The organism is Pseudomonas sp. S10E 269, from assembly GCF_002798465.1.
Taxonomy (GTDB): domain Bacteria; phylum Pseudomonadota; class Gammaproteobacteria; order Pseudomonadales; family Pseudomonadaceae; genus Aquipseudomonas; species Aquipseudomonas pergaminensis.
Genome location: NZ_PHIJ01000001.1, coordinates 6,018,084 through 6,044,351, shown reverse-complemented (window position 1 = coordinate 6,044,351; position 26,268 = coordinate 6,018,084). Strand labels below are relative to the sequence as shown.

At 60.1% G+C, this 26,268-nt stretch carries 26 protein-coding genes; 14 read left to right on the top strand and 12 right to left on the bottom strand.

What is annotated here, in order from left to right:
* Window positions 1-56: 56 nt before the first annotated feature.
* From CWC48_RS28025 to pepN, 6 genes are read left to right on the top strand one after another with little or no spacing between them, the layout of a single operon-like run.
* On the top strand, window positions 57-947 hold the full coding sequence (locus CWC48_RS28025; protein WP_003217892.1) for an NAD(+) kinase: 891 nt from the start codon (window positions 57-59) through the stop codon (window positions 945-947).
* On the top strand, window positions 944-1,918 hold the full coding sequence (locus CWC48_RS28020) for a metallophosphoesterase (protein ID WP_177409511.1): 975 nt from the start codon (window positions 944-946) through the stop codon (window positions 1,916-1,918). Before CWC48_RS28025 ends, CWC48_RS28020 begins: the two co-directional genes overlap by 4 nt.
* Window positions 1,915-2,784 carry a rhomboid family intramembrane serine protease gene (locus CWC48_RS28015; protein ID WP_100490926.1) on the top strand — a complete coding sequence of 290 codons (870 nt, stop codon included), beginning with the start codon at window positions 1,915-1,917 and terminating at the stop codon, window positions 2,782-2,784. The genes CWC48_RS28020 and CWC48_RS28015 overlap by 4 nt, the downstream gene beginning before the upstream one ends.
* A gap of 14 nt (window positions 2,785-2,798) precedes the next feature.
* Entirely contained in the window at window positions 2,799-3,059 is a 261-nt protein-coding gene (locus CWC48_RS28010; protein WP_016972751.1) for a YeaC family protein, read from the top strand.
* Window positions 3,056-3,886, top strand: coding sequence for a DUF2797 domain-containing protein (locus tag CWC48_RS28005; RefSeq protein WP_078048111.1), 831 nt, complete (start codon window positions 3,056-3,058; stop codon window positions 3,884-3,886). The genes CWC48_RS28010 and CWC48_RS28005 overlap by 4 nt, the downstream gene beginning before the upstream one ends.
* 13 nt (window positions 3,887-3,899) lie before the next feature.
* A complete protein-coding gene (pepN, locus tag CWC48_RS28000; protein WP_100490925.1) occupies window positions 3,900-6,557 on the top strand; it encodes an aminopeptidase N in 2,658 nt (885 codons plus the stop codon).
* 53 nt (window positions 6,558-6,610) lie between these two features.
* On the opposite strand, the gene CWC48_RS27995 is transcribed toward pepN, so the two are convergent.
* Entirely contained in the window at window positions 6,611-7,657 is a 1,047-nt protein-coding gene (locus CWC48_RS27995; protein WP_078048113.1) for an aldo/keto reductase, read from the bottom strand.
* Between the two features lie 160 nt (window positions 7,658-7,817).
* Here CWC48_RS27995 and CWC48_RS27990 point away from each other — a divergent pair, with 160 nt between their 5' ends.
* The 4 genes from CWC48_RS27990 to CWC48_RS27975 all read left to right on the top strand — a co-directional run bounded on the left by CWC48_RS27990 (window position 7,818) and on the right by CWC48_RS27975 (window position 10,705).
* Window positions 7,818-8,534 carry a YafY family protein gene (locus CWC48_RS27990; protein ID WP_100490924.1) on the top strand — a complete coding sequence of 239 codons (717 nt, stop codon included), beginning with the start codon at window positions 7,818-7,820 and terminating at the stop codon, window positions 8,532-8,534.
* Window positions 8,535-8,586: 52 nt separating this feature from the next.
* The gene (locus CWC48_RS27985; RefSeq protein WP_078048115.1) at window positions 8,587-8,922 is read left to right on the top strand and encodes a nuclear transport factor 2 family protein; all 336 of its coding nucleotides are present in this window, start codon (window positions 8,587-8,589) and stop codon (window positions 8,920-8,922) included.
* Between the two features lie 15 nt (window positions 8,923-8,937).
* Entirely contained in the window at window positions 8,938-10,041 is a 1,104-nt protein-coding gene (gene zapE / locus CWC48_RS27980) for a cell division protein ZapE (RefSeq protein WP_100490923.1), read from the top strand.
* Window positions 10,042-10,213: 172 nt separating this feature from the next.
* Window positions 10,214-10,705, top strand: coding sequence for a GNAT family N-acetyltransferase (locus CWC48_RS27975; protein WP_078048117.1), 492 nt, complete (start codon window positions 10,214-10,216; stop codon window positions 10,703-10,705).
* 109 nt (window positions 10,706-10,814) lie between these two features.
* On the opposite strand, the gene CWC48_RS27970 is transcribed toward CWC48_RS27975, so the two are convergent.
* The 4 genes from CWC48_RS27970 to CWC48_RS30300 all read right to left on the bottom strand — a co-directional run bounded on the left by CWC48_RS27970 (window position 10,815) and on the right by CWC48_RS30300 (window position 15,620).
* The gene (locus CWC48_RS27970; protein WP_078048118.1) at window positions 10,815-11,036 is read right to left on the bottom strand and encodes a hypothetical protein; all 222 of its coding nucleotides are present in this window, start codon (window positions 11,034-11,036) and stop codon (window positions 10,815-10,817) included.
* A 144-nt stretch (window positions 11,037-11,180) separates the two neighbouring features.
* Window positions 11,181-13,409: a TonB-dependent siderophore receptor gene (locus tag CWC48_RS27965; protein ID WP_100490922.1), complete on the bottom strand. Its 2,229-nt coding sequence runs from the start codon at window positions 13,407-13,409 to the stop codon at window positions 11,181-11,183.
* Between the two features lie 114 nt (window positions 13,410-13,523).
* The gene (locus CWC48_RS27960) at window positions 13,524-15,281 is read right to left on the bottom strand and encodes a phosphoethanolamine transferase CptA (RefSeq protein WP_099492638.1); all 1,758 of its coding nucleotides are present in this window, start codon (window positions 15,279-15,281) and stop codon (window positions 13,524-13,526) included.
* Window positions 15,282-15,440: 159 nt separating this feature from the next.
* Window positions 15,441-15,620: a DUF6026 family protein gene (locus CWC48_RS30300; protein WP_157806788.1), complete on the bottom strand. Its 180-nt coding sequence runs from the start codon at window positions 15,618-15,620 to the stop codon at window positions 15,441-15,443.
* 270 nt (window positions 15,621-15,890) lie between these two features.
* On the opposite strand from CWC48_RS30300, the gene gnd reads away from it, so the two are divergent.
* Genes gnd through CWC48_RS27945 form a run of 3 tightly spaced genes read left to right on the top strand, consistent with a single transcriptional unit; the run spans window position 15,891 to window position 19,215 of the window.
* Window positions 15,891-16,874: a phosphogluconate dehydrogenase (NAD(+)-dependent, decarboxylating) gene (gene gnd, locus CWC48_RS27955; protein ID WP_034104618.1), complete on the top strand. Its 984-nt coding sequence runs from the start codon at window positions 15,891-15,893 to the stop codon at window positions 16,872-16,874.
* Window positions 16,871-18,394, top strand: coding sequence for a glucose-6-phosphate dehydrogenase (zwf, locus tag CWC48_RS27950; protein ID WP_078048121.1), 1,524 nt, complete (start codon window positions 16,871-16,873; stop codon window positions 18,392-18,394). The genes gnd and zwf overlap by 4 nt, the downstream gene beginning before the upstream one ends.
* Window positions 18,391-19,215 carry an HAD family hydrolase gene (locus tag CWC48_RS27945; RefSeq protein ID WP_100490921.1) on the top strand — a complete coding sequence of 275 codons (825 nt, stop codon included), beginning with the start codon at window positions 18,391-18,393 and terminating at the stop codon, window positions 19,213-19,215. Before zwf ends, CWC48_RS27945 begins: the two co-directional genes overlap by 4 nt.
* Window positions 19,216-19,281: 66 nt before the next feature.
* On the opposite strand, the gene CWC48_RS27940 is transcribed toward CWC48_RS27945, so the two are convergent.
* On the bottom strand, window positions 19,282-19,542 hold the full coding sequence (locus CWC48_RS27940; protein WP_078048123.1) for a hypothetical protein: 261 nt from the start codon (window positions 19,540-19,542) through the stop codon (window positions 19,282-19,284).
* A 342-nt stretch (window positions 19,543-19,884) separates the two neighbouring features.
* Between CWC48_RS27940 and CWC48_RS27935 the strand changes: the two genes are divergently transcribed.
* Window positions 19,885-21,210, top strand: a complete 1,326-nt coding sequence (locus CWC48_RS27935; RefSeq protein ID WP_078048124.1) for a sigma-54 dependent transcriptional regulator — start codon at window positions 19,885-19,887, stop codon at window positions 21,208-21,210.
* 100 nt (window positions 21,211-21,310) lie between these two features.
* Here CWC48_RS27935 and CWC48_RS27930 read toward each other — a convergent pair whose 3' ends face one another.
* The 6 genes from CWC48_RS27930 to CWC48_RS27905 all read right to left on the bottom strand — a co-directional run bounded on the left by CWC48_RS27930 (window position 21,311) and on the right by CWC48_RS27905 (window position 25,999).
* The gene (locus CWC48_RS27930) at window positions 21,311-22,615 is read right to left on the bottom strand and encodes a hypothetical protein (RefSeq protein WP_078048125.1); all 1,305 of its coding nucleotides are present in this window, start codon (window positions 22,613-22,615) and stop codon (window positions 21,311-21,313) included.
* 49 nt (window positions 22,616-22,664) lie between these two features.
* The gene (locus CWC48_RS27925; protein WP_078048126.1) at window positions 22,665-23,408 is read right to left on the bottom strand and encodes a hypothetical protein; all 744 of its coding nucleotides are present in this window, start codon (window positions 23,406-23,408) and stop codon (window positions 22,665-22,667) included.
* A gap of 38 nt (window positions 23,409-23,446) precedes the next feature.
* Complete coding sequence (locus CWC48_RS27920; RefSeq protein WP_078048127.1) at window positions 23,447-24,127, bottom strand: C39 family peptidase; 681 nt, start codon at window positions 24,125-24,127, stop codon at window positions 23,447-23,449.
* 61 nt (window positions 24,128-24,188) lie between these two features.
* Window positions 24,189-24,932, bottom strand: a complete 744-nt coding sequence (locus tag CWC48_RS27915) for a hypothetical protein (protein WP_100490920.1) — start codon at window positions 24,930-24,932, stop codon at window positions 24,189-24,191.
* 66 nt (window positions 24,933-24,998) lie between these two features.
* Window positions 24,999-25,550 (bottom strand): adhesin, encoded by a 552-nt coding sequence (locus CWC48_RS27910; protein WP_099492648.1) that lies wholly within the window; start codon window positions 25,548-25,550, stop codon window positions 24,999-25,001.
* On the bottom strand, window positions 25,550-25,999 hold the full coding sequence (locus CWC48_RS27905; RefSeq protein WP_078048130.1) for a hypothetical protein: 450 nt from the start codon (window positions 25,997-25,999) through the stop codon (window positions 25,550-25,552). The genes CWC48_RS27910 and CWC48_RS27905 overlap by 1 nt, the downstream gene beginning before the upstream one ends.
* Between the last annotated feature and the right edge of the window lie 269 nt (window positions 26,000-26,268).

The window sequence follows — 26,268 nt, the reverse complement described above, 5'->3', positions numbered from 1 at the left end:
GGCCTTTCGCCCATAATCGTTCTTTTTTGCCACACCCCACATCCCGCAGGAGCCCCATGGAGCAATTTCGCAATATCGGCATTATCGGTCGCCTGGGCAGTACCCAGGTGTTGGACACCGTCCGCCGGCTGAAAAAGTTCCTGCTGGAACGCCACCTGCATGTGATCCTCGAAGACACCATCGCTGAAATCCTGCCGGGCCACGGCTTGCAAACCTCGTCGCGCAAGATGCTAGGCGAAGTCTGCGACATGGTCATCGTGGTCGGCGGCGACGGCAGCCTGCTCGGCGCCGCCCGTGCCCTGGCGCGGCACAACGTACCGGTGCTGGGGATCAACCGGGGTAGCCTGGGTTTCCTCACCGATATCCGTCCCGATGAGTTGGAAGTCGAAGTCGCCAAGGTACTCGACGGCCATTACTTGGTGGAAAACCGCTTCCTGCTGCAAGCCGAAGTGCGCCGCCACGGCGAAGCCATCGGCCAGGGCGATGCCTTGAATGATGTGGTGCTGCACCCCGGCAAGTCGACGCGGATGATCGAGTTCGAACTCTATATAGACGGCCAATTCGTGTGCAGCCAGAAGGCCGACGGCCTGATCGTCGCCACGCCCACCGGCTCCACGGCCTACGCGCTGTCGGCAGGTGGGCCGATCATGCATCCCAAGCTGGATGCCATTGTGATCGTGCCGATGTATCCCCATATGTTGTCGAGCAGGCCCATCGTGGTCGACGGCAACAGTGAGCTGAAAATCGTGGTCTCCAAAGACATGCAGATCTACCCGCAGGTGTCCTGCGACGGTCAGAACCATTTCACCTGCGCCCCCGGTGACACCATCACCGTGAGCAAGAAGGCACAGAAGTTGCGGTTGATCCACCCGCTGGACCACAACTACTACGAAGTGTGCCGCACCAAGCTGGGCTGGGGCAGCCGCTTGGGGGGTGGAGGCGACTGATGCTCGATCCCGCGCGTAGCTACGACCTGATTGGTGACGTGCACGGTTGCGCCCACACCCTTGAGCACTTGCTCGACCTGCTGGGCTACCACAAGCAGGGCGGCACCTGGCGTCATCCGTCGCGCATGGCGGTGTTCCTCGGCGATATCATTGACCGCGGCCCACGCATCCGCGAGGCGCTGCATATCGTCCACGACATGACCGAGGCTGGCCAGGCGCTGTGCATCATGGGCAACCACGAGTTCAACGCCCTGGGTTGGACCACACCGGCGCCGCCGGGCAGTGGCAAGCAGTTCGTGCGCGAGCACAACCCACGGCATGCACGGTTGATCCAGGAGACCCTGACCCAGTTCGAACACCACCCGGCGGACTGGCATGACTTCCTCGGCTGGTTCTATGACATGCCGCTGTTCGTCGACGCTGGGCGCTTCCGCGTGGTGCATGCGTGCTGGGACGACGGCTTTATCCAGCCGCTGCGCGCGACCTTCCCGGACGGTTGCATCGACCAGCACTTCCTGCAGGCCGCCGCCGTGCCGGGCAGTTTTGCCTGCAACGCCTTCGACCGCCTGCTGCGCGGTACCGACATGCGCCTGCCGCACGGCCTTACGCTGACCGGTGGCGATGGCCTGACGCGCTCGTTCTTTCGCACCAAGTTCTGGGAAGACGACCCCAAGACCTACGGCGATATCGTGTTCCAGCCCGACGCCTTGCCGGAGCCAGTGGCGCGTACGCCGTTGTCGTCCACCGAAAAGAATTCCCTGCTGCGCTACGGCGTCGACGAACCGTTGTTGTTCGTCGGCCATTACTGGCGCAGCGGCAAACCGGCGCCGATCCGCGAGAACCTGGCGTGCCTGGACTACAGCGCCGTGCTGTACGGCAAGCTGGTGGCTTATCGCCTGGATCAGGAAACCCGCCTGGATCCGAATAAATTCGTATGGGTCGACGTAGAGCGACCCGAGGTTATCAAATGAGTGCTGTGGCGGTATTACGCCTGCCCTTGAGCGTCGACCTGGGCGGCTTTGTCCAGTTGCTGCAACGCATGCAAGTGCCCCATCGTGTCAGCGAAGAGGCGGGTGAGCAGGTGTTGTGGGTGCCCGAGAACATCAGCGACGACGTGCGCGTGCTTTACCAACGCTTTCCTGCGGGTGACCCGGACCAGCAACTGGACATTCCCGAGCAGGCGCCGATCAAGCGCCCTGGGTTTCTCCAGCAACTGCGGCACAGCCCGTTAACCGCGTTGGTGCTGCTGGCAAGCATCATCGTCGGCGCCGTGACCTTGCTCGGTGAAAACCTGCAAGCCATGAGTTGGCTGACGTTCCTGCAGTTCCGCATCGTCGGCGAGTACATCCAGTTCACACCGCTGGCCGACAGCCTGGCGGCGGGGCAGTGGTGGCGGCTGGTCACGCCGATGCTGATCCACTTTGGCATCCTGCACCTCGCCATGAATGGCATGTGGTACTGGGAACTGGGCCGGCGCATCGAAGCGCGCCAGGGCAGCATCAACTTGCTGGGCCTGACGCTGTTGTTCAGCCTGGTGTCCAACTACGCTCAATATGTTTATGGCGGCCCCGGCCTGTTCGGTGGGTTGTCCGGCGTGCTGTATGGCCTGCTCGGGCATTGCTGGATTTTTCAACTGCTGTCGCCTAATCCGGCCTATCGCCTGCCCCGTGCGGTGCTGGTGATGATGCTGGTGTGGTTGCTGCTCTGCCTGTCGGGGCTGGTCTCGATGATCGGTTTCGGCGAAATCGCCAATGCTGCCCATGTCGGCGGCCTGGTTATCGGTTGCCTGACGGGTTTGCTGGGTGGGCTGTACAGCCGCCGCAAAGCCTCTCTTTGATAAGGAAGAGCCTTATGTCCTCTTTTGCTGAAATGATTGAAAACATCACCCCGGACATCTACGAGAGCCTCAAGCTCGCCGTGGAAATCGGCAAGTGGTCCGATGGCCGCAAGCTCACTGCCGAACAGCGCGAGCTGTCCCTGCAAGCGGTGATCGCCTGGGAAATCCAGAACCTGCCGGAAGACCAGCGCACCGGCTACATGGGCCCGCAGGAATGCGCATCCAAGTCCGCGCCAGTACCGAATATCCTGTTCAAGTCGGATGCGATCCATTGATTGAAATTGGTCGTGGTGCAGTCAGCAAAATGTCGGCGCAACTCGGTGAGCCGACCGTTCAATACGCGTTTCGCCTGGGCGATGCCGAGGTGCCGGTCAACCCGTTGATCGGCACTCACGTGCGCCTGGAATACCTCGGTGCCATCCATTGCAGCCATTGCGGCCGCAAGACCAAGACCAGCTTCAGCCAGGGTTACTGCTACCCGTGCATGACCAAGCTGGCCCAGTGTGACCTGTGCATCATGAGCCCCGAGCGTTGCCATTACGACGCCGGCACCTGCCGCGATCCGGGCTGGGGCGAACAATTCTGCATGACCGACCATGTGGTGTACCTGGCGAATTCGTCGGGGATCAAGGTCGGCATCACCCGCGCCACCCAGTTGCCGACGCGCTGGCTCGACCAGGGCGCGAGCCAGGCGCTGCCGATCATGCGCGTGGCGACCCGCCAGCAATCCGGCTTCGTCGAGGACCTGTTCCGCAGCCAGGTGGCCGACAAGACCAACTGGCGCGCGCTGCTCAAGGGCGACGCCCAGTCCGTCGACCTCAAGCAGGTGCGTGACGAGCTGTTCGCCTCCTGCGCCGAAGGCCTGGTGAGTCTGCAGGAACGCTTTGGCCTGCAGGCCATCCAAACGATTGCCGACATTGAGCCGATCGAAATCCGCTATCCGGTCGAGCAGTATCCGACCAAGATCGTCAGCTTCAACCTGGACAAGAACCCGATTGCCGAAGGCACGCTGCTGGGGATCAAGGGCCAATACCTGATCTTCGACACCGGCGTTATCAACATTCGTAAGTACACGGCCTACCAGCTCGCCGTGCATCAGTAGAAGGATGCCACCCATGCGCACCGAACAACCGAAGATGATCTACCTGAAGGACTATCAGGCGCCGGACTACCTGATCGAAGAGACGCACCTGACCTTCGAGTTGTTCGAGGACCATAGCCTGGTTCACGCGCAGCTGGTGATGCGCCGCAACCCTGAGCGCGGCGCCGGTTTGCCGCCGCTGGTGCTGGACGGCCAGCAGTTGGAGCTGTTGAGTGTGAACCTGGCCGATCAGGAACTGACGGCCGATGATTATCAACTGACCGACAGTCACCTGACGGTGCATCCGAAGAGCGAGACTTTTACCCTGGATACCACGGTAAAAATCCACCCGGAAACCAACACCGCCCTGGAAGGCCTGTACAAGTCCGGCACCATGTTCTGCACCCAGTGCGAGGCCGAAGGCTTCCGCAAGATCACCTATTACCTCGACCGCCCGGACGTGATGAGCACCTTCACCACCACGGTGATCGCCGAGCAACACCGCTACCCGATCCTGTTGTCCAACGGCAACCCGATCGCCAGCGGCCCCGGCGAAGATGGCCGTCATTGGGCAACCTGGGAAGACCCGTTCAAAAAGCCGGCGTACCTGTTTGCGCTGGTTGCAGGTGATTTGTGGTGTGTCGAAGACACCTTCACCACCATGACCAACCGCGAGGTCGCGCTGCGCATCTACGTCGAGCCGGAAAACATCGACAAGTGCCAGCACGCCATGACCAGCCTGCAAAAATCCATGCGCTGGGACGAAGAAACCTACGGTCGCGAGTACGACCTCGACATCTTCATGATCGTGGCGGTGAATGATTTCAACATGGGCGCCATGGAAAACAAGGGCCTGAACATCTTCAACTCCAGTGCCGTGCTGGCCCGCGCCGAAACCGCGACAGACGCCGCGCACCAGCGGGTCGAGGCGATTGTTGCCCACGAATACTTCCACAACTGGTCGGGCAACCGCGTGACCTGCCGCGACTGGTTCCAGCTGTCGCTAAAGGAAGGCTTCACCGTATTCCGTGACTCGGGTTTCTCGGCCGACATGAACTCGGCCACGGTCAAGCGCATCCAGGACGTGGCGTACCTGCGTACCCACCAGTTCGCCGAAGACGCCGGCCCGATGGCCCACGCGGTGCGCCCGGACAGCTTTATCGAGATCTCCAACTTCTACACCCTGACGGTGTACGAAAAGGGCTCGGAAGTGGTCGGCATGATCCACACCTTGCTCGGCGCCGAGGGCTTCCGCAAAGGCAGCGACCTGTACTTCGAACGCCACGACGGCCAGGCCGTGACCTGCGACGATTTCATCAAGGCCATGGAAGACGCCAACGGCGCCGACCTGACCCAGTTCAAACGCTGGTACAGCCAGGCCGGCACGCCGCGTCTGGCGGTGAGCGAGTCCTACGATGCCGCGGCCAGGACCTACAGCCTGACCTTCCGTCAAAGCTGCCCGGAAACCCCGGACAAGGTGGAAAAACTGCCGTTCGTGATCCCGGTGGAACTGGGCTTGCTGGACGCCAAGGGCGCTGGTATTGCCTTGCGCCTGGCCGGTGAAGCGGCCGCAGGCGCCACGTCGCGCGTAATCTCGGTGACCGAGGCCGAGCAGACCTTTACCTTCGTTGATATCGCCGAGCAGCCGTTGCCTTCGCTGCTGCGCGGGTTCTCGGCGCCGGTCAAGCTGAGCTTCCCGTACACCCGCGACCAACTGATGTTCCTCATGCAGCATGACAGCGACGGCTTCAACCGCTGGGATGCCGGCCAGCAGTTGTCGGTGCAGGTGTTGCAGGAGTTGATCGCCCAGCATCAACAGGGCCAGGCCTTGCACATGGATCAGCGCTTGATCACTGCGCTGCGCAGTGTGTTGAGCGACGAAAGCCTGGACCAGGCGATGGTGGCAGAAATGCTGTCGTTGCCGGGTGAGGCCTACCTGACCGAAATCAGCGACGTGGCGGATGTGGATGCCATCCATGCCGCCCGTGAATTCGCACGCAAGCAACTGGCGGACAACCTGCATGAAGCCCTGTGGCTGCGCTACCAGGCCAATCGCGAACTGTCCAAGCAAACGCCGTACGTGGCGGCCGCCGAGCACTTTGCCCGTCGCGCGTTGCAGAACATTGCGCTGTCGTACCTGATGCTCAGCGGCAAGCCGCAAGTGTTGGCGGCGACCATCGAACAGTTCGACACCAGCGACAACATGACCGAGCGCCTGACCGCGCTGGCGGTGCTGGTGAATTCGCCATTCGAAGCAGAGAAGGCCAAGGCGCTGGCGGTGTTTGCGGAAAACTTCAAGGACAACCCGCTGGTGATGGACCAGTGGTTCAGCGTGCAGGCTGGCAGCACGTTGCCGGGCGGGTTGGCGCGGGTCAAGGCGTTGATGGAGCACCCAGCGTTCACACTGAAGAACCCGAACAAGGTGCGTGCCTTGATCGGCGCCTTTGCCGGGCAGAACCTGATCAACTTCCATGCGGCGGACGGCTCGGGTTATCGCTTCCTGGCGGACTTGGTGATTCAGCTCAATGGCTTCAACCCACAGATCGCTTCGCGCCAACTGGCGCCGCTGACCCGCTGGCGCAAATACGACAACGCGCGTCAGGCGCTGATGAAGGCGGAGCTGGAGCGCATCCTGGCGTCCGGTGAGTTGTCGAGTGACGTGTTTGAGGTGGTCAGCAAGAGCCTGGCTTAAGCTGCCACGTTGAATAAAAAAACGGCCTGTCTAACAGGCCGTTTTTTTTCGCCTCAGATAACGGGCGGGCGAGGGGTGTCGAGGCCGTTATCAAGGGGGAAACGCTCGGCGATGATCCCGTGCGGCACACCCAGCGGTATGGCGCTGGCGGTGTCGAGGCGGGTGACCTGCTCGGCCGACAGTTGCACCTGGAGGGCGCCGAGGGTGCTGTCCAGTTGCGCGCGTGTGCGCGAACCGAGAATCGGGATCAGCGCCGTGGTCGAGCGCCGTGCCTTTTCCCGCAACCAGGCGATGGCAACGTGGGTGGGGGTGGCGTCGACTTCACCAGCGACCGCCAGCAGCGCGTCGAGCACCGCGGTTTCGCGGGCGCTGTGCTCGGCATGCACCAGGATCCCGAGTTTGTTGGCGCGGTTGTCGTCTTGGGTGTTGCGGTACTTGCCGGTCAGGAAGCCGCCGCCCAGGGGCGACCACAGCGTGGCGGCCAGGCCCAGGGCTTCGGCCATCGGCAGCAGCTCGCGGTCGGCAGTGCGCTCGACCAGGCTGTATTCCACCTGGATGCCGATGATGGGCGCAAAGCTGCGCACTTCGGCCAACAGGTCGGCGCGGGCAATGCGCCAGGCGGGGAAATTGGACAGGCCGGCATAGTGGATCTTGCCGGCGCGGACCAAGTCATCGAGGCCGCGCAGGATCTCTTCCATCGGCGTGACGTTGTCGCTCATGTGCGCCCAGAGCAGGTCGATGCGGTCGGTGTTCAGGCGCTTGAGGCTTTCTTCCACCGAGCGGACCAGGTTCTTGCGGTTGTTGCCGAGCCTGATCGTGCCTTCATCGGACGGTTGGGTGCGCAGGGTGTACTTGGTGGCCACGACCAGGTTGTCGCGCTCGGAGGCGATAAATTCGCCCAGCAGCTTTTCCGCCTGGCCGAACTGATAGCCGTTGGCGGTATCGAGGAAGTTGCCACCGGCCTCAAGGTAGCCGTCGAAGATCTGTTTGGCTTCATCGCGCTCGGCGCCATGGCCCCAGCCCGTACCGAAATTACCGGTGCCCAAGGCCAGTTCAGATACCTGCAGACCGCTGCGGCGGCCAAAGACTTTATTGCGCATACAAGGACTCCTGAGGCAGTGATTTTCTTACATGTTTAATAACATGTATTTAATATGATATCGGTAATGTATTCGGTCAAGGGGCTTTTTTACTGCTGACGTTTTCTGACAGGGGGCTCTGCTAAGCTGCGTCACTTTTTCCTTCTCGGCGGGCATTCTTGTGTCGCGTACCACTCGTCTACTGACTTTGCTGCAGGCCCTACGGGGCAAGAAACGACCGGTGACCGCTGCCGTGCTGGCGGCGCAGTTGGAGGTGTCCGAGCGTACGCTGTACCGCGATATCGCCGAATTGACCGCCCTGGGTGCGCCTATCTTTGGCGAGGCGGGGGTAGGGTATGTGCTGCGCAGTGGCTTGTTTTTGCCGCCCTTGATGCTGAACGCCGAGGAAACCGAAGCCATCGTGCTCGGCTTGCGCTACGTGGACCAGCGCAGCGATGAGGTGCTCAGCCGCGCCGCCGCCAATGCCCTGGCGAAGATCGCCGACGTACTCGACCCGGCCGCCCAGGAAGCCTTGCGCAACCCTACGCTGTTGCCCGGCCCGCCTGGGTTCGGTTACCCGGAAAACCGCGTCCCCCTCAACGTGTTTCGCGAGGCTATTCGCAGCCAGGCCAAGCTGCATATCGACTATGCGGACGCCAGCCAGACCCAGAGCCAGCGCCTGATCTGGCCCCTGGCCCTGGGTTTCTTGAATGAGGTGCGGGTAGTCGTGGCCTGGTGTGAGCTGCGCGGCGCCTACCGCACTTTCCGCACCGACCGCGTGGCGAGTGCCCAAGCGCTCGGCGAGCGTTATCCGGGGCGCCGCAGTGACTGGCTGCGGGCCTGGCGCAAGCTGCTGGAGCAAAATGAATCCGGGCCTTTTACTCCTGACAAAAACTGACACAACACTGGCTTAGCATGGCCTCACAAATCACCAAGAAAGGAGCTGTGCCATGTCTATTCCTGAGTTGGCACCGGCCATCGCGGCCTATATCGCGGCGGCCAACACCCTCGACACCTCGGCTGTGGCCCAGTGCTTTGCCGAGGATGCCAACGTGTTCGATGAGGGCCAGCACCAGGTCGGCACTGCCGCGATTGCGCGCTGGATGGAAGACACCGGGCGTCGTTATCAGCCGCGGGTCGAAGTGCTCAAGGTGCAACACCGTACCGGCAAGGTGCTGGTCAGCAACAGCGTGTCCGGCAATTTCCCGGGCAGCCCCTTGGAGCTGCGCTACACCTTTCGGTTGAACGAACAGGGCAAGATTTCACGGCTGGATATTTCCCTGTAGGTCATAATCGCGGGCATGACTTTCGACTCGCCCCTCGCTGCCTATCAACACGCCATCGCTCAACAGGGTTTCGTCGCCGATGACGCCCAGCGCCGCGCCGTGGACGCCTTGCAAGACTGCCACCAAGCCCTGCATCACGGCCATGCGCCGATCACCGGCGTTTACCTGTGGGGCCCCGTGGGGCGTGGCAAGACTTGGCTGATGGACCAGTTCTACCAGAGCCTGCGGGTGCCTGCGCGGCGCCAGCACTTTCATCACTTTATGGGTTGGGTGCACCAGCGCCTGTTCCAGCTGACGGGCATCCAGGACCCCTTGCAGGCCCTGGCGCGGGAGCTGAGCCAGGAAGTGCGCGTGCTGTGCTTCGATGAGTTGTTCGTCAATGACATCGGCGACGCGATCATCCTTGGGCGCCTGTTCCAGGTGATGTTCGAGGAAGGTGTGGTGATGGTCTGCACGTCCAACCAGCCGCCTGACCAACTGTACGCCGAGGGCTTCAACCGCGAGCGCTTTTTACCGGGGATAGCGGCGATAAAGCAGCATATGCACGTGGTCGCGGTGAATGGCGCAGAGGACCACCGGTTGCACCCGGGGGTAGGCATTCAGCGTTACTGGGTCAACCAGCCCGAGGCACTGGCCGGCGTGTTCGCGCAATTAGCTGAAAGCCAGCCAACCTGCAGCGGGCCGGTGGTGGTGGGGCATCGTTCCATCATCGCCGTGCAGGCCAGCGACACGGTGCTCTGGTGCCGCTACGCCGACTTGTGCGAGCCACCCCTGGCGGCGATGGACTTCATGCTGCTGTGTGATCGCTTCAAGGCGATCCTACTGGGTGAAGTGCCCAACCTCAGCGCGCAAAAACGCCCTGGCCGGATTGCCCGTGGCACCGAAGACGGCGCACAGCGCGTGGTGGCCGGTGATCGTGAATTGCCGCAGTTGTCGGTGCACGATGACAGCGTGCGCCGGTTTATCGCCTTGGTGGACGAATGCTACGACCGAAGAGTGCCGCTGTTCATCGAGGCCAAGGTGGCGCTGGAGTGTCTCTATACTGAAGGCTACCTGGAATTTCCCTTCCGCAGGACGCTGAGCCGGCTGCAGGAAATGCAGTTGCAGCGTTTCGGCTGAGTCTGTGCGAAAAAATCCAGGAATCGCCTGATTGCGCTTTTACACCCGCTGAACCTTCGCGTTTTCAGGCGCATTTTTGTAGTTAATCTCCTTCATCTGACACCTGCTCCATGCTTACAATCGTGCCCCTCACAGGGAGCCGATTCCCTTTTAGTTGTGATCGAGGATGGACATGGACACCCCAGATATCCTGGTGCTGCAAGCCAGCTACACCAACCCCGTGCATGCCGAAGCGATTGGCCGTGTGCTCAACCACTATGCTGAAGACCCTATGGGCGGTGGCCACAGTCTGCCCGCTGACCTGCTGGAGCAACTGCCGGGCGAGCTGGCCAAGCGTCCCCATGCGTTCAGCGTGCTGGCGTTTGTCGGCGGTGAACCGGCGGGCTTGGTGAATTGCTTTGAAGGGTTCTCCACATTTGCCTGTCGTCCGCTGGTCAACGTCCACGATGTGGTGGTGATGGACGCGTTTCGTGGTTTGGGGCTGAGCCAGAAAATGCTGCAGAAGGTCGAGGAAATCGCCCGTCAGCGCGGCTGCTGCAAGATCACCCTGGAGGTGCTGGAGGGAAATGCCGTGGCGCAATCGGCGTATCGCAAGTTTGGGTTTGATGACTCGGTATTTGATCCCGCCCACGGACGCATGTTGTTCTGGAATAAACCGCTTTAATAAATAACAGGCAAAAAAAGGCGCCATGTATTAAATGGCGCCAAGTAGACCCTAGCCAAAGGAGCGGGATGGAAAGGGGTAGTGCGGTTAAATCAGGTATGCCGTTGAATCAAGTATTCGGTTGTTGCTCAGCGGTGGATTGATCGGCCGCCTCTTTTTTGACGTTCTTGCCATCTGCCTGAGCTGTTTGTTCAGCCGTGCCGTGAGTCTTTTGCTGCATGAACGTGAAGTTGTTGTAGAACTCCTTCGAACGCTCGGAACCGCCTTCGGCAAAGGCGGCGGCAGACGTCAGGGTCATCAGGCTGGCAAGCATCAAGGTCGAGAGTTTCATGGCAGTGTTCCCATTAAGAGTGATCGGTATCCGCTCTGTCCTTGATCAGATTCATGGGGCGAGTGTGGGGTGGGTTTATTAAGTAGGAATTAACGCTAAAAAATCCCGAAGTTAACAATTTCGTTAACTTCGGGTTATAAATTCTTACATCTTCCAGTCGAGTGCCAAGGTGATCGAGCGCGGGTCGCCCCAATACACGCCATTATAAAAACCGACGCGTTCGTAATATTTTTTATCAAATAGATTGTTGACGTTGACCGACGCCGAGACATGTTCGTCGAACTGGTAGCGCGACATCAGGTTGACGACGGTATAGGCCTGTTGGGTGATCTTGGTCGGTGTCGTGATGAGGCCGCCGTCTTGATCGCGGCCACCCGTTGGACGCCCGGCAAATGCGTAGAAGTCGCTCTGCCAATTGACAGCACCACCCACCGTCAACCCGCGCCATTCACCGGGCAGGCGATAGGCTGTCGACATCTTCAGCAAGTTCATCGGCTGATCGGTGTTGTTGCGTTGCTTATCGCCGTTGAGCGAGTGGGTATAGGTGTAGCCAGCGGTGAGGTTCCAGTCGGGCATCACTTCGCCTGACACCTCGACTTCAAAGCCCTGCACCTTGTTGCCTTTGCCACCGGATTTGTAGAACTGCTCGCGGGTGACCGGGTCTGGTGGGGCGGCGTTGTCGAGTTCAGCCACGTTATCCTGGGTGCTCCAGAAAAACGCAGTGGCCAGGTTCAACCGCTCGTTCAGCAGGCTGCCCTTGAGGCCGATTTCATAGTTGCTGCCCACCACCGGCTCCAAGTACTTCTTGCTGGCGTCGCGTTCGTCCTGCGGGTTGAAGATATCGGTGTAGCTGGCATACACCGTGTATTCGGGCGTCAGGTCGTAGAGCAGCCCGGCGTAGGGCGTCCACATGTCGTTGTGGGTCTGGCGGGTTTTGGGTTCGGGGACGCGTTGATTATTGGCGTCGTATTCAGCCGGGGTACTTTCGATTTCCCAACTGCCATAGCGGCTGCCCAGTACCGCGTGCAGCCTGTCGGTCAGGCTCAGTCGAGTGGCCAGGTAACCGGCCTTCTGTTGTTTGCGTGAGTGTGGGCCCTTGAGCCCGGTAGTGCGGTCGGGGAACTTGACGATCCCGCCCATGTGTTGCCAATCAGGGATGGTTTCGTAGCCTTCGGGTGTGCTGTAACGCTGGTAGGGTGAAGAATCCCTTTGCTGCGACTCCCCATACCCCACCATCAATTCATGCTCGCGTCCCAGCAGTGAGTAGGCGCCGGCGAGGTTGAAGTCCACGGCATCCATCTTCGAGGTCCCGACCATTTGGTTGGTCCAGGCGGTCATGCCGCTGCCGTCCGGATTCGGGAAACCCGCGCCGCCGTAATACACCTTGCCGTCGGTATCGCTCTGCCGGTGGGTATAGGCGGCTTTCAGGCGCCAGTTCTCGGACAGTTTGTGGTCAAGGGAGGCAAAGGTGGTCTTGTCCTTGAGCGGCCAGGAACTCCAGTCGGTGGCCATATTGGCGGAGCGCGACAGGCGAGCCTTACTGCCATCGCTGTTCCAATAGGGCAGTGTGCCCCATGAGGTGCCCTGCACATGTTTGTTCTGATAATCGAAGCCTACGGCTACCACGGTGTCGTCCGTCAGATCGGCCTCGAGAATGCCGTAGCCGACTTCCCTTTGCAGGGCGTAATTATCGCGAAAGGATTGGCTGTCGCGGTAAGCCATCACGGTACGTCCGCGCAGGCGCCCATCAAAGGCCAGTGGGCCGCCCACATCCAGGTAGCTGTAGTAGTTGTCATGGCTGGCGCCGCTGACGCCCGCTTTGGCTTGCCACTGCGAAGTCGGGCGTTTGCGGATCATGTTGACCGTGGCCGAGGGGTCGCCCGCACCGGTGGTCAGGCCGGTCGCGCCGCGTACCACCTCGATACGGTCGTAGATGATGGTGTCGGAGTCGGACTTCATGCGCCCAAAGGTATTGAGCATGCCATCCACTTGGAAATTGTTGATGGAGTAGCCCCGCGATGAGTAGCCGGCACGGTCCGAATCCAAGTGCTGGACTGTCACCCCAGTGGTCTGGCGCAGCGCATCGGTCAATGTGTTGAGATTGAAATCATCCATCTGCTGGCGAGTGATCACCGAGATCGATTGCGGGGTTTCCTTGACCGACAGGTTCAGGCGGGTGGCGGTGCTCATGGAACCGGTGGTGTAGGCCCCGGTGTGCTCGGTGGTAGCACCCAGGCCTTCGGCGGTGATGCTGGTGGCGCCGAGTTCGAGGGTTTTATTTTCGGGGACGGTTTCAGCCAGCAGCTCCGGGCTGGCGACCACGCTTAACAGGCCGAGGCTGAGGGTCATGGAACGGGTGAAGGGCGCGAACATCGCGGAAGACTCCTTGTCGTCTTTGCGGCCTTCTCAGTAAGAAAAGGCCATGGCTCAAAGACGAAAGGAGAAGGGGAACTTTAGGCTTAAACGAGAATGATTGTTATCTTTCTGTTACAGAGCGGGCGGTTCCTGAAGCACCACATCGGTCGGGTTGACCTTCTTGGGCTTGATCAGGCTGAAGTCGATCAGCGGCTTCTGCTGGCGTAGGTAGGGGTTGCCGATCATCTGCGGGCGCGGCCTGAAGTTGTCGCTTACCAGGCTTTTTGTACGGTCCAGCTCGTTGAAGCTCAAGCCGGCGAGGTCCGCCCAGGTGTGGATCAACTGCGAGCTGCTGTAAGGCCGCTGCAAGTCGCCCGCAAAGCTCCAGTCGTGGGTTTCACGCCATTTCGGCGAGGCGTAGGCCATGAACGGGATGGTGTACATCGGCGCCGTCGGGTTGGCTTCATTGCGACCCAACGTGCTGTGGCCCGCCGAGTCGAACACGTCTTCGCCATGGTCTGACAGGTACAGCAGGAAGCCATTCGGGTCGGTCTTGGCGTAGTCCTTGATCAGGCTCGACACCACGAAGTCGTTGTACAGCACGGCGTTGTCGTAGCTGTTGTAGGTAGGCAGTTGATCGTCGCTCACACCCGCCGGGACGCCCTGACGGTCGGTGAATTTGTCGAAGGTCGGCGGGTAGCGGTACTGGTAGCTCATGTGGGTGCCCAACAGGTGCACCACAATGAATTTGCGTTCCGCCGGGTCGGCCAGGGCCTTGGAAAACGGTGCCAGCACATCACCGTCGTATTGGCGGGCGTTCTGGTTGCGGTTGTTATTCAGGTACACCTGCTCGTCGGCCTGTTCGGAAAAGGTCGTGAGCATGGTGTTGCGCTTGGTCATGGTCTGCTGGTTGGTGATCCAGTAGGTCTTGTAGCCCGCCTGTTTCATCACGCTGACAATCGAAGGGGTCTTGAGGTACAGGTCCGGGTTTTCTTCGTCGGCGAAGGTCAGTACCTGTTGCAGTGCTTCGATGGTGTAGGGGCGCGGGGTGATGACGTTGTCGAACACCGCCAATTGGTCGCGCAGCTTGTCCAGCTCTGGCGTGGTGTTGCGCGGGTAGCCGTAGAGGCTCATGCGCTGGCGGTTGGTGGACTCGCCGATCACCAGCACCAGGGTCGACGGTTGGCCGGCCATGGTGTCCTTGAGGTTGGTCAATGGCGGAATCTGGCTGGCGCTGTCGAGCATGCCTTGCATGTTGTCCAGTTGCTCGGTGTAGCGGCGGTAGGCGACGATCATCTGCCACGGCACGGCGGGCTCGATGCGCGATTCGAAGCGATCCAGGGCATCGTCGAGGGTATCGCTGCGGGCGATCTGCTTGACCAACGGGTAGCCAATGATGCCCACCAGGATCGCGGTCGCCGCCAGCAGTGCCTGGCCACGCGGCAGGTAAACGGGGCGTACGCGGGTCCAGAGGAAAATGGCGACGGCGGTGTGGGCAATGAACGCCAGCACAATCCACCAGGCGAAGTATTGTGTGGCGTACTCACCTGCCTCGGAGATGTTCGACTCGAACATGATGAAGATGACGCTTTGGGAAAATTCCTGCTGGTAGATAAAGAAATATCCCAGGCTGGCCATGGAGCAGGCCCACAAGACCACACCGAGCAAGGCGGCGATCAAACGTGTACGACGGGGAAATATCAGCAGCGGCGCCAGCCAGATCGCGCTCATGAAGAACGCTTGGCGAAAACCACTGAAACCGGCCGTGCCGCTGAGCTGGATCAGCAGTTGGGTAATACCCGAGAAATACCAGAAAAACAGGAATAGCCAGCCAAGGCCAGCCCAATCAAAGCCTTTCGCAGACTTGGTGCTGCGTTCGAACATCGCCATCCAGCGCTCCAACCCGGTAATTTTCAGTCGACACGCAGGGCTGCGCGCAACAGAGGCCACCCTTGCATGGGGTGGCCCTTCGGGCGGGAGTATCGGGAGGGGCGTGTGAAAACTTTGTGAGATTTGTGTAGACGTTATCTTACAAAGTGATGACCAGGCTTAGCAGAGTGCAGGCTGGGCGCCGGTAGGCTGGTCCAGATGGGCTTGGATGATGTGCGAGCGCAGGCGCATGACTTCCTGCTGCAACTGTTCGCGTTCGTCTTTCAACTGGCGCAGCTCGTCACGGCGGATAGTGACGTAGAGGGTCTGTGGCGGACGGTTCATCTGTGCAGTGCTCATTGCTTACCTCGCAAATAGCCGGTGTATCGCGGTGTGCCAGAACGCTTGAGTCGAGGTTCTCGGCAGCAGTCGGAGGTAATTCTGAATTCTTTTTGCGGGCAAGGGAACTTTTTTATTTTTGATGGTCCTGTGACTTTCTGTGCCGTGATGGTGAAACGATGGCAACTTTTTTCCATGAAACTACACGTAACCGCGCTGGACTAACCCTCATTAGCCTCATTGCGCTATAAACTATGTCACACATTTTTTAGTAGTTAGGAGCATCAGCACATGCAACTGGGGATTATCGGACTAGGCCGCATGGGCGGGAATATTGCACGGCGCCTGATGCTCAATGGGCATACCACCGTTGTCTACGACCGTAACGAAGCATTTGTAAAAGGCCTGAGCGAAGAGGGCGCCACCGGCGTCGCCGACCTCAAGGCCCTGGTTGCCGGGCTGCAAAAGCCGCGCACCGTGTGGGTCATGTTGCCAGCGGGCGCGCCCACCGAAGACACCATCAACGAATTGAGCACGCTGCTGGAAGACGGTGATGCAATCATCGACGGCGGCAACACCAACTATAAGGACGACGTTCGCCGGGCCAAGGCCCTGGCTGAAAAAGGCCTGCACTATGTCGACGTCGGCACCTCCGGCGGCGTCTGGGGCCTGGAACGTGGCTACTGCATGATGATCGGTGGCGACGCCGAGACCGTGCAGCGCCTTGATCCGATCTTCAAGAGCCTGGCCCCTGGCCTGGGCAGCATCCCGCGCACCAAGGACCGCTCCGCCAGCGCCGACCCGCGTGCCGAGCAGGGCTACATCCACGCCGGCCCTGCGGGTTCCGGGCACTTCGTCAAGATGATCCATAACGGCATCGAGTACGGCATGATGCAGGCGTTCGCCGAAGGTTTTGACATCCTCAAGACCAAGAACTCGGAAAACCTGCCGGAAGACCAGCGCTTCGACCTCAACGTGGCTGACATCGCCGAAGTCTGGCGCCGTGGTAGCGTGGTCTCGTCCTGGTTGCTGGACCTGACTGCCGACGCCCTGGCCACCGACCCGAAACTCGACGGTTACTCCGGCTCGGTCGCCGACAGTGGCGAAGGCCGCTGGACCATCGAAGCCGCCATGGAACAAGCCGTGCCGGTACCGGTGCTGTCCACTTCGCTGTTCGCCCGCTTCCGCTCGCGCCAGCAAAGCACCTACGGTGACAAAATGCTCTCTGCCATGCGCTTCGGCTTTGGTGGTCACGTGGAGACTTCCAAAAAATGACCGCCAACGGCAAGAAACCCAAGGCCGAACCCGCTCCACCCACCACCCTGTTTCTGTTTGGTGCCCATGGTGATCTTGTAAAGCGCCTGCTCATGCCGGCGCTGTACAACCTCAGCCGTGACGGCTTGCTGGGCGACGGTTTGCGCATTGTCGGCGTTGACCACAACGCCATCAGCGATGCCGACTTCGCCAAGAAGCTCGAGGACTTCATTCGCACCGAGGCCGCGAGCAAGGTCAAGGGCAACGCCGATAATGCCCTGGACCCTGAGCTGTGGGCGCAATTGGCCAAGGGTATCAGCTACGTCGAGGGCGATTTTCTCGACGACAGCACCTATGCCGACATCGGCAAGAAGATCGCCGACAGTGGCACCGGCAACGCGGTGTTCTACCTGGCCACCGCACCGCGCTTCTTCAGCGAAGTGGTGCAGCGCCTGGGCAGTGCCGGCCTGCTGACGGAAACCGACGACAGCTTCCGTCGCGTGGTCATCGAGAAGCCCTTCGGCTCCGACCTGGCCACCGCCGAGGCGCTGAACGCCAGCCTGCTCAAGGTGATGAGCGAGAAGCAGATCTATCGCATCGACCATTACCTGGGCAAGGAAACGGTGCAGAACATCCTGATCAGCCGTTTCTCCAACGTGCTGTTCGAAGCGTTCTGGAACAACCATTACATCGACCACGTGCAAATCACCGCCGCCGAAACCGTCGGCGTTGAAACCCGGGGCAATTTCTTCGAAAAAACCGGCACCCTGCGCGACATGGTGCCCAACCACCTGTTCCAGTTGCTGGCGATGGTGGCCATGGAGCCGCCCGCGGCCTTTGGTGCCGACGCTGTGCGCGGTGAAAAAGCCAAGGTGATTGGTGCGGTACGCCCCTGGTCGCTGGAAGATGCGCGGGCCAACTCGGTGCGCGGGCAGTACACCGCCGGAGAAATCGGCGGCAAGCAACTGCCGGGCTATCGCGAAGAAGCCAATGTGGCGCCTGACAGCAGCACCGAGACCTTTGTCGCCCTCAAGGTGATGATCGACAACTGGCGCTGGGTCGGCGTGCCGTTCTACCTGCGCACCGGCAAACGCATGAGCGTGCGCGACACCGAGATCGTCATCTGCTTCAAGCCGGCGCCCTATGCGCAGTTTCGCGACACCGAGGTGGACGAGCTCAAGCCCACCTACCTGAAAATCCAGATCCAGCCCAACGAGGGCATGTGGTTCGACCTGCTGGCGAAAAAGCCCGGGCCGACCCTGGACATGGCGAATATCCAACTCGGCTTTGCCTACAAGGACTTCTTCGAGATGCAGCCATCGACCGGGTACGAAACCCTGATCTACGACTGCATGACCGGCGACCAGACCTTGTTCCAGCGCGCCGACAACATCGAAAACGGCTGGCGTGCGGTGCAGCCGTTCCTCGATGCCTGGAAGGAAGATGACGGCATCCAGGCCTATAAGGCGGGTGAAGATGGTCCGGCAGCCGCCGATGCCTTGCTGGCCCGTGATGGCCGTACCTGGCATAGCCTCGGATGAGTGACGCAGCGATTCATCCCATCCGATTTATCCTCAGTGACGTGGATGGCACCTTGCTGCATCCGGATCACAGCCTCAGCCAACGCACTGCCGACGCGGTGCGTGCGCTGCGCGACAGCGGGGTGTTTTTCAGCTTGGCCAGCGGGCGACCGCCCAAGGCTATGTTGCAACTGATCGAAGCCTTCGGTATCGATGTGCCAGTGGCGGGCTTTAACGGTGGCACCCTGATCAACCCGGATGGCAGCATCCTGGTTGCCCATCATCTGCCGGCGGAAGCGGCACTGGTGACGCTGGCGTTGTTCTCGGGCGAGCCGGACGTGGAAGTGTGGGTGTTTGCCGATGGCGACTGGCTGCGCCGTGATCCGCCGGGGCCCATGGTGCAGCGCGAGGCTGATGGCCTGGGTTACGGACCGGTCGTGGTGGAGAGTTTCGAACCTTACCTGGACCGGGTCGACAAAATCGTCGCCGCCAGTAACAACACGCAGTTGCTGGTGGAACTGGAGGCGCAATTGCAGCCCAAGGTGCAGGGGCTGGCCCATGTGTCGCGCTCACAGCCAGTGTATCTGGACGTGACGGCGATGCTGGCCAACAAGGGCGAGGCCTTGAAGACCTTGGCCGCGCACCTGGGTGTGCCTATTGAGCAGACGGCAGCGATCGGTGATGGCGGCAATGACCCGGCGATGTTTCACGAGGCGGGGTTTTCGATTGCGATGGGGCAGGCGGAAGAAGCCGTCAAGCGCCAGGCCAGTGTGGTGACCGGCAGCAACATCGAGGATGGCGCGGCGCAAGCCATTGAACGGTTTATCCTCGCCGCCCAATAAGCAACTGACGCTCTAACACTGAACTTGCGCGCCATTAATCCACGGCGCGCAAGTTACAGTGCCGACTTACTTCGGCATTGCCCAGGATTGCAACTGGTGGCCATCTTTGTCGAGTTCGGCGCGGGCTTGCAACAGCAAGTTTTCCAACTGCGCCGGGTCGCTGTAGGTGCTCGACGACAATTGTTTGCTGCCGATACGGGTATTGGTGCGGTCGATGACGCTCAGGCTGAGGGCGCCATTGCCATCGTGCCAGGCCACGCACTGAAAGGGCTGGAAGGCACGGTCTGCGATCAAAAGAGCTTCGTTGATGCGGAGCGGGGCGTTCATGTGGGTTCTCTCTCATTGCCCATTCAAGTGAGTGCCGGCGGTTGGGCTGACCGTGCGGCGGGTTACTTGTACTGATGCACGATGGCGGGGTACGGGTCACATGTTAGAGCAACTATTTTCGATGTTTAGTGATTAACGTCATGTAAGCGGCTGTTTTGAAAGCTGATTGAAAGTTTCGGCAACCCTAAACTTTTTTGCGCTAAGCGTGGCGAGGTGGCTTTTTGCCCAGACTTATCGCGAAACGGTACAAGGGCCGCGTCAAGATCTTGCTAGTGTTACCGCCAGGCGTCACAAACCGTTGTTTCTAAATAACTTTAACAATTTTGACGCCAAGGAATAGTCATGGTTGTTACACCTGTGCAGCGTCGCTTGCTCGTGGTCGACCCCTGTGACGACTGCCACGGGCTATTGCCCGGTTTGCGCACCGCCGGGTGGGAGGTGGACAGCTGTGCCCTGGAGGCGGTGGGCGAGCGCTCCTGCGACGTGGGGTTGCTGCGCTTGCAGCCTTACCATCTGGAGCGCCCCGAGGCGGTCAAGGAACTGATCGGCCGTAGCGGTACCGAGTGGATCGCCGTCCTCAGCCAGGATGTGTTACGCCTGCAAAATGTGGGCGACTTCGTCTGTGAGTGGTTTTTCGACTTCCATACCTTGCCGTTCGATGTGGCCCGCGTGCAGGTCACCCTGGGCCGCGCCTTCGGCATGGCGCGCCTGCGGGGCAAGGGCCACACCCCCGTGGATGAGCCCGAGCATGAGTTGCTGGGAGACAGCCGGCCAATCCGCGAATTACGCAAATTGCTGGCCAAACTGGCGCCCACCGAGTCCCCGGTATTGATCCGCGGTGACAGCGGCACCGGTAAAGAATTGGTCGCCAAGACCCTGCATCGCCAATCCCAACGCCACGCCAAGCCGTTTGTGGCGATCAATTGCGGGGCGATTCCGGAGCATTTGATCCAATCCGAACTGTTCGGCCATGAAAAGGGCGCGTTTACTGGCGCCCATCAGCGCAAGGTCGGGCGTATTGAAGCGGCCAACGGCGGCACGCTGTTTCTCGACGAGATCGGCGATTTGCCGATGGAACTGCAAGCCAACCTGCTGCGGTTCCTGCAGGAGAAACAGATCGAGCGCGTGGGTGGCAGCCAGCCGATTCCGGTGGATGTACGGGTGTTGGCGGCGACTCACGTGGACCTGGAGGCCGCAGTCGAGAAGGGCACCTTTCGCGAAGACTTGTACTACCGCCTCAACGTCTTGCAAGTGGTCACCGCGCCGCTGCGTGAGCGCCATGGCGACGTGGCGATGCTGGCCAACCACTTTTCACGTTTCTACAGCCAGGAAACCGGCCGGCGCCCGCGCAGCTTCAGTGACGAGGCGCTGGTCGCGATGGGCAAACACGCCTGGCCGGGCAATGTCCGCGAGCTGGCCAACCGTGTGCGCCGGGGCCTGGTACTGGCCGAAGGGCGCCAGATAGAAGCCGTTGATCTGGGATTGCCTGGGCAACAGGCAATTTCGCCGCCGATGGCTACACTGGAAGACTATAAACACCGCGCCGAACGCCAGGCGCTGTGCGACGTGCTCAACCGGCACAGCGACAACCTGAGTGTCGCGGCCCGCGTGCTGGGGGTTTCCCGGCCCACGTTCTACCGGTTGCTGCACAAACACCAGATCCGCTAGGGCGGGTAAACCGAAAAGCCCCGCAACGACCCTTATCGTTGCGGGGCTTTTCCTTTTGGCTGTCGGCAATGGTGGTCTTGAGGGGCCCTCAAACACACCACTAGAAGTAGTACGGAAATTTCAGACTAAACGTGAAGTCTGGCGCATCATCCGTCATGCCGATCGCCAGGTTCGGCACGATCGTCAGGTTATCCGACGCGGCAATGGTCATCCCCACGTTGAAGTAGCCGGCGTTCGCATCGCTGGACACCACCGATTGCCAGTCCCCACCGCTGGGCTTGAGCTTGCTCTTGCGCTGCACAAGGTCTGAGACCGAGAACGACATACTCATTTTTTCGTTCAGCGCGAAGGCTACGCCGACGCCAAACTGAAAGCTGTCACCCAGGCTGACTTTGCCGCCGACTTTCTGGTTGACGTCACTGCTGATGTCGTCAAACGACTCTTCGAAGTTGTGGGTGTAGGAGAACGAGCCAAACAACACGGCCGGGTCGAAGGTCTTGACCAGCGAGATGCCCGGAGTGATAGACCAGACGCCGTTACCCGTCGGCAGGTTTTCCGGCACATACAGGTTGTCGTTGGCAGTGGAGCGCACCAGTTTGATGCCAAACGGTTCTTTGCCCGTAGGCGCTTTTACGCGCAACGACACCACGGCATCGGGCAGGGTAGGGGTTTCGTCCAGGAACTTGTAGGCCAAGCCGAAGTTGACATCACCAATGGTGGGGTCGCGGGTTACCGACTCCTCAGACGTGGCGTTGCCATTGTTGCCAGCACCACCGGACTGGTAGGTTGATTCGCGGTACACCACCGGCACGTTCACGTCGAACTGCCAGCGGTTGTCGAGGTTATAGCGGCCGGTCAGGTCCAGGGTCCAGTTATCCGATTTGATTCGGTCCAGGTTGATATTGCCGAGGAAGATCGAGTCGAGCGCCAGGAAGCCGTTGAGCGTGAGTTGGCGCGCGTCATAGCGCGCGTAGGTGATGCCGGTTTCAAAGCTGAACTTGCCGTTGCCAAAAAAGCCACTGGCTTCGTTATAGAGGTTGCTCACGCTTTGCGCAGGCGCCGAATCGTCCTTGAGGGACTGGCCATAGGAACTGCCCCCGCCGCCCGCTCCACCGGATGCGGCCGCAGCGCCAGTGCCTGCCACGGTGGCACCGCTGGCCTTCTGGAAGTCTGCAGGGGACTTCGCCAGGCGCTTGGGCGCTGGTGTCGACGGCGTATCTTCGACCTGGCGCACACGTTGTTCCAACACCGCCAAGGCTTTTTGCTGCACTTCGTACCGCTGCTTGAGTTCCAGAAGTTCTCGTTTGAGGGTTTCGATATCGGCATCTGGCGCGGCATACAACATGGATCCGGGCAAGAGCGTACTTAAACAGACCACCGCACGTAGCGATAACGATCGATGCATGAAATAAGCCGTCCTTTTCTAATGCGTAAGTGTCGAGGGTCAGCGTAGTTCAATAACCGAGAGTGCGTAGGCCTTTGAGTTGATCAAGATTGCAATTGAGTGCCGGGTTGTTCAAACCGTTGTTCATCACCACATTGAGCTGGGTCATGTTGCTGACGAAGTTTCTATCACCCGTCAATACAGTGCCTTGCAGCACTTGGCCGCCGCCAATCTGCTGGAGACTATTGCCTTGGTTATGGTTGCCCTGGATCGCCATCTGCAAGCCGCCATTGTTGGCCGACACACTCACGCGGCCTGCCGCGCTATCGCCGGTCACGGTGCCGCCGGCCACCAGCACATGCCCGGATTGCACGACGTTGGAAGGGGCAAAGCCGTTCTCGGTGACGTTGATGCCGACATTGTTATAGGCGGTGTTGCCGTCGCCGGCGGTGCGCACGCTTTGGGTCACGCCCGAACCGGTGCCCAGGCCGGCCCCTCCGCTGACATTACCCGTGCCCGTGTTGGGGTTTGTTCCGTTACCTGTCGAGCCGGTGGTCTGTACGTAGAACTGCGGGGTGATGGTGGACGAGTCGACTTGCATGCTGGCCTTGCCGGTGATGGTGTCGCCCACGGCATTGGTCCACGTACTGCTCATGACAATACCGAAGCTGATGATTCGCCCCGGCATCACATAGCGGCCGCGCAGTTCGGCCATTTCCGAGTCCTTGAGTTCGATCGGTTTGAACCCCGACGAAGCATAAGCGGGCATTGAGGCTGCCAGACACAAGACCGTCAGCCAACGGGGAGTGTTCATCTTCTGCTCCTGGAGCGTCCTGCCCCTTATTGCGCTTCTTAGAAGAAGTCGCTCTGGATGAAACCGAAATCCATCAGCTCGGCATCGCCAACCGGCCTGAACTCATTCAACTGGTTCTTGGCGGTCAGGGGCAGGGGCGGGTCGAGCAAGGCGTTGGCCTTGTCGTAACCTTCACCCAGCACGGCGAAGACGATGCCATTCCAGCCATTGACGAAGTCATCGTGTGAGTAGCGCTTGTGGCCGAGCACCGGGTCGCCAATGTAGACCCAGTCCTTGTCCGCGCGCTGCAAGACCACGAAGTGCTTGTAGCCACGAATCTCCAGCAGCACCACCACGGGGATTTTCACCGTCGCCAGGGTTTCCGGCCCGATCTTGTAGCCCCGGGCACGCATGCCGATGCTTTCGAGGTAGCGCTTCATGTCCAGCATGGAAAAACCCTGGGTGCGTACCAGGTCTTGGTCTGCATTGACCAGCATGCCTTTGATCACATGGTCTTCGTCGACGTCGAGCCAATAGCCCTGGCGCAGAATGGTGGCGAGTGCCGCAGCACCGCAGCTGAAGTCGGTTTTCTGTTCCACCAGGTTGGCGAACCGGCGTTCACGGATACTCTCGACCTTCTTGTAGATGACTGCACCGCCAGGCATGGCAGAGATCGCCATGGTGCCTGCCCAGGTAGGGCCGGTGAGCAACATCAGGAGGGTGAGGGTCGCGAGGCGCATGATCGTCTGACCTGCTGGACACTGGAATAAAAAAGGGCCTTGTTGCCAAGGCCCCGTTGGATCAGAAGCGCACGCCGCTGGCGCAGACGCTGCAACCCTGGCCGATCGACAGGCTGTTGCTGCCTTGGTTACCGGCACCGGATTGCAGGTTCACACCTACGTTGCCGGAGTTGCGGTTAACCGAGTTGTCGAGGCTGGAGTTGTTCGATACATACTGAGGTTTGCTGCCATAACCATAACCGTGGCTGGTAGTAGCGGTGTTGAGGTAGTTGTTGGCGAGCGAGTTTTGCTCGGTGTTGGCGGCGGCTGCGATGTTTTTGCCATCAGCCGTGGTGATTGCCAGGTTGTTTTTGCCTTGGTTGCCTTGACCAGCCTGGCCGTTGTAGCCCAGGTTGCCGGAGTTACCGTTAGCCGAGTTGTCCAGGGAGGCGTTGTTTTGCGTGCCTTTGTTGACGAAGTTGTTCAGCCCGCTGTTTTGATTTACATCGACCACGGCAAACACGGTTGCGAAGTCGCCTTTGGCGCTGGAGATGGCACCGGAGTTGTCGGCTTGGTTGCCACTGCCGGCTTGAACGTTCACACCGGTGTTACCGCTGTTGCCAGTCACCGAGCCATCGGCAGAGGCATTGTTTTCGGTTTTGGTGTCATCGAACTTGTTGCCCGCGCTGTTTTGAACATCAGTCACTACGGAGGCAACCACGCCGGTAACTTGAGGCGCTGGGTGCCAGCCACCTGCTTGAGCAGCAGCAGCCATGAGTGCGGCGAGAGCGAAAACCATTGGTTTCAGGGCCATTTGAGGTTTCATGGTGTTTCTCCTTGCTTCTAATTAGTTGGTTAAGTGTTGGTACGGTCTACGCGTGCTACCAAGCGGTTACTTGATAGTGATGCCCAGGGTGTTAGCCACTCGGTTCCCCACCCCAGCACTCTGGTTCACCTGAATCACTCCTCGGCTGCCGGTGAAGGCCTGGTCGCTTGTCACGACCTGGCGGCTGCCAGTGGTGGGGGTGAGCCCTGAGTCGGTTGCCAGCGTCGTCGTGTTCTGTTGCAACAGGACGCTGTCGTCGATGCTTTGCGGGCCAGGATTGACGCTGATCCGCACCGCATTGACTGATTGGTTATTGGCCCCGGCCGATTGGTTGATGCCCAACATGCCGTTGCCATTGGTAAAAGAAGTACCTTCGATCGCCGCCTTGGCGTTCAGGGAGGGGTCGACCTTGCCGTCCATCCGCTGGATATTGCTGGTCGTCGCCTGGCCACCGAGCGCAACGGCGCGGTTATTGGCGGTCTGCTGCTGGTTGCCGGCTGCTTGGTTGATCATCAAGTTGCCGTTGTAGGCTTGGCCGCTGTTGTTCATCACGGCGGTGTTGTCAGCCATGACCGAGGCGCTGCCCAGCAGGGCGAGAAGGAGCAGGGAAGGTTTCATTATTTGCCCCCCATCATGCTGCCGATACCGTTCAAGGGCGCCATGCCACGCTGGATCGAGTCACTGATCTGCCCGCCCATGGCGGCACCGGCACCATGGCCGACGGCTGTGCCGGAACCGAGTGTCGACACACTGCCCTGGGTGTTGTTCAGCCCAGGAATAGTGCCGTTTGGAAGGACAGAGCGAGTGATACTCGAGCCACTGCTGATGCCACGGATGTCCATGTCACTGAGTTCTCCCGTGGAACTCAGGATCTCGCGACTCGGATTGGCGTTAGCAGTGGTGGGGTAGGGGTCTTTACCGAATGCAGGTCGACCGTACATGTGACCCTGTACGTCGCGGCCTGTCACGATCACGCCGTCACCCGCCAGGGTCGGAAAACTGATGCTGGCGCTGAGTACACAGCTGGCCAGCAGTACGTTCATCGAACCTTGAGTGAGTGTGATCACGGCGGCATTCCTTATTCTTCACGCTGACCCTAAACAGCGTTGTCAAGGAGAGAGCAGAAGCCGTGCCGCTTTTGATTTTTCGTTGCTATTCAATGGGTTGGAGTTAACACACGGCAAAGTGATGGCAGCCCTGTATCAGCAGTGAGACAACACGCCCTCAAGCCACGCCTGCTGCGCCATTGCACAACCGCTTCACCTCGCTGTATCAACGTTGAAACACCGCGGATGACAAAACGATGAACGCGCTCACCATGGGCGGTACAGGGCAG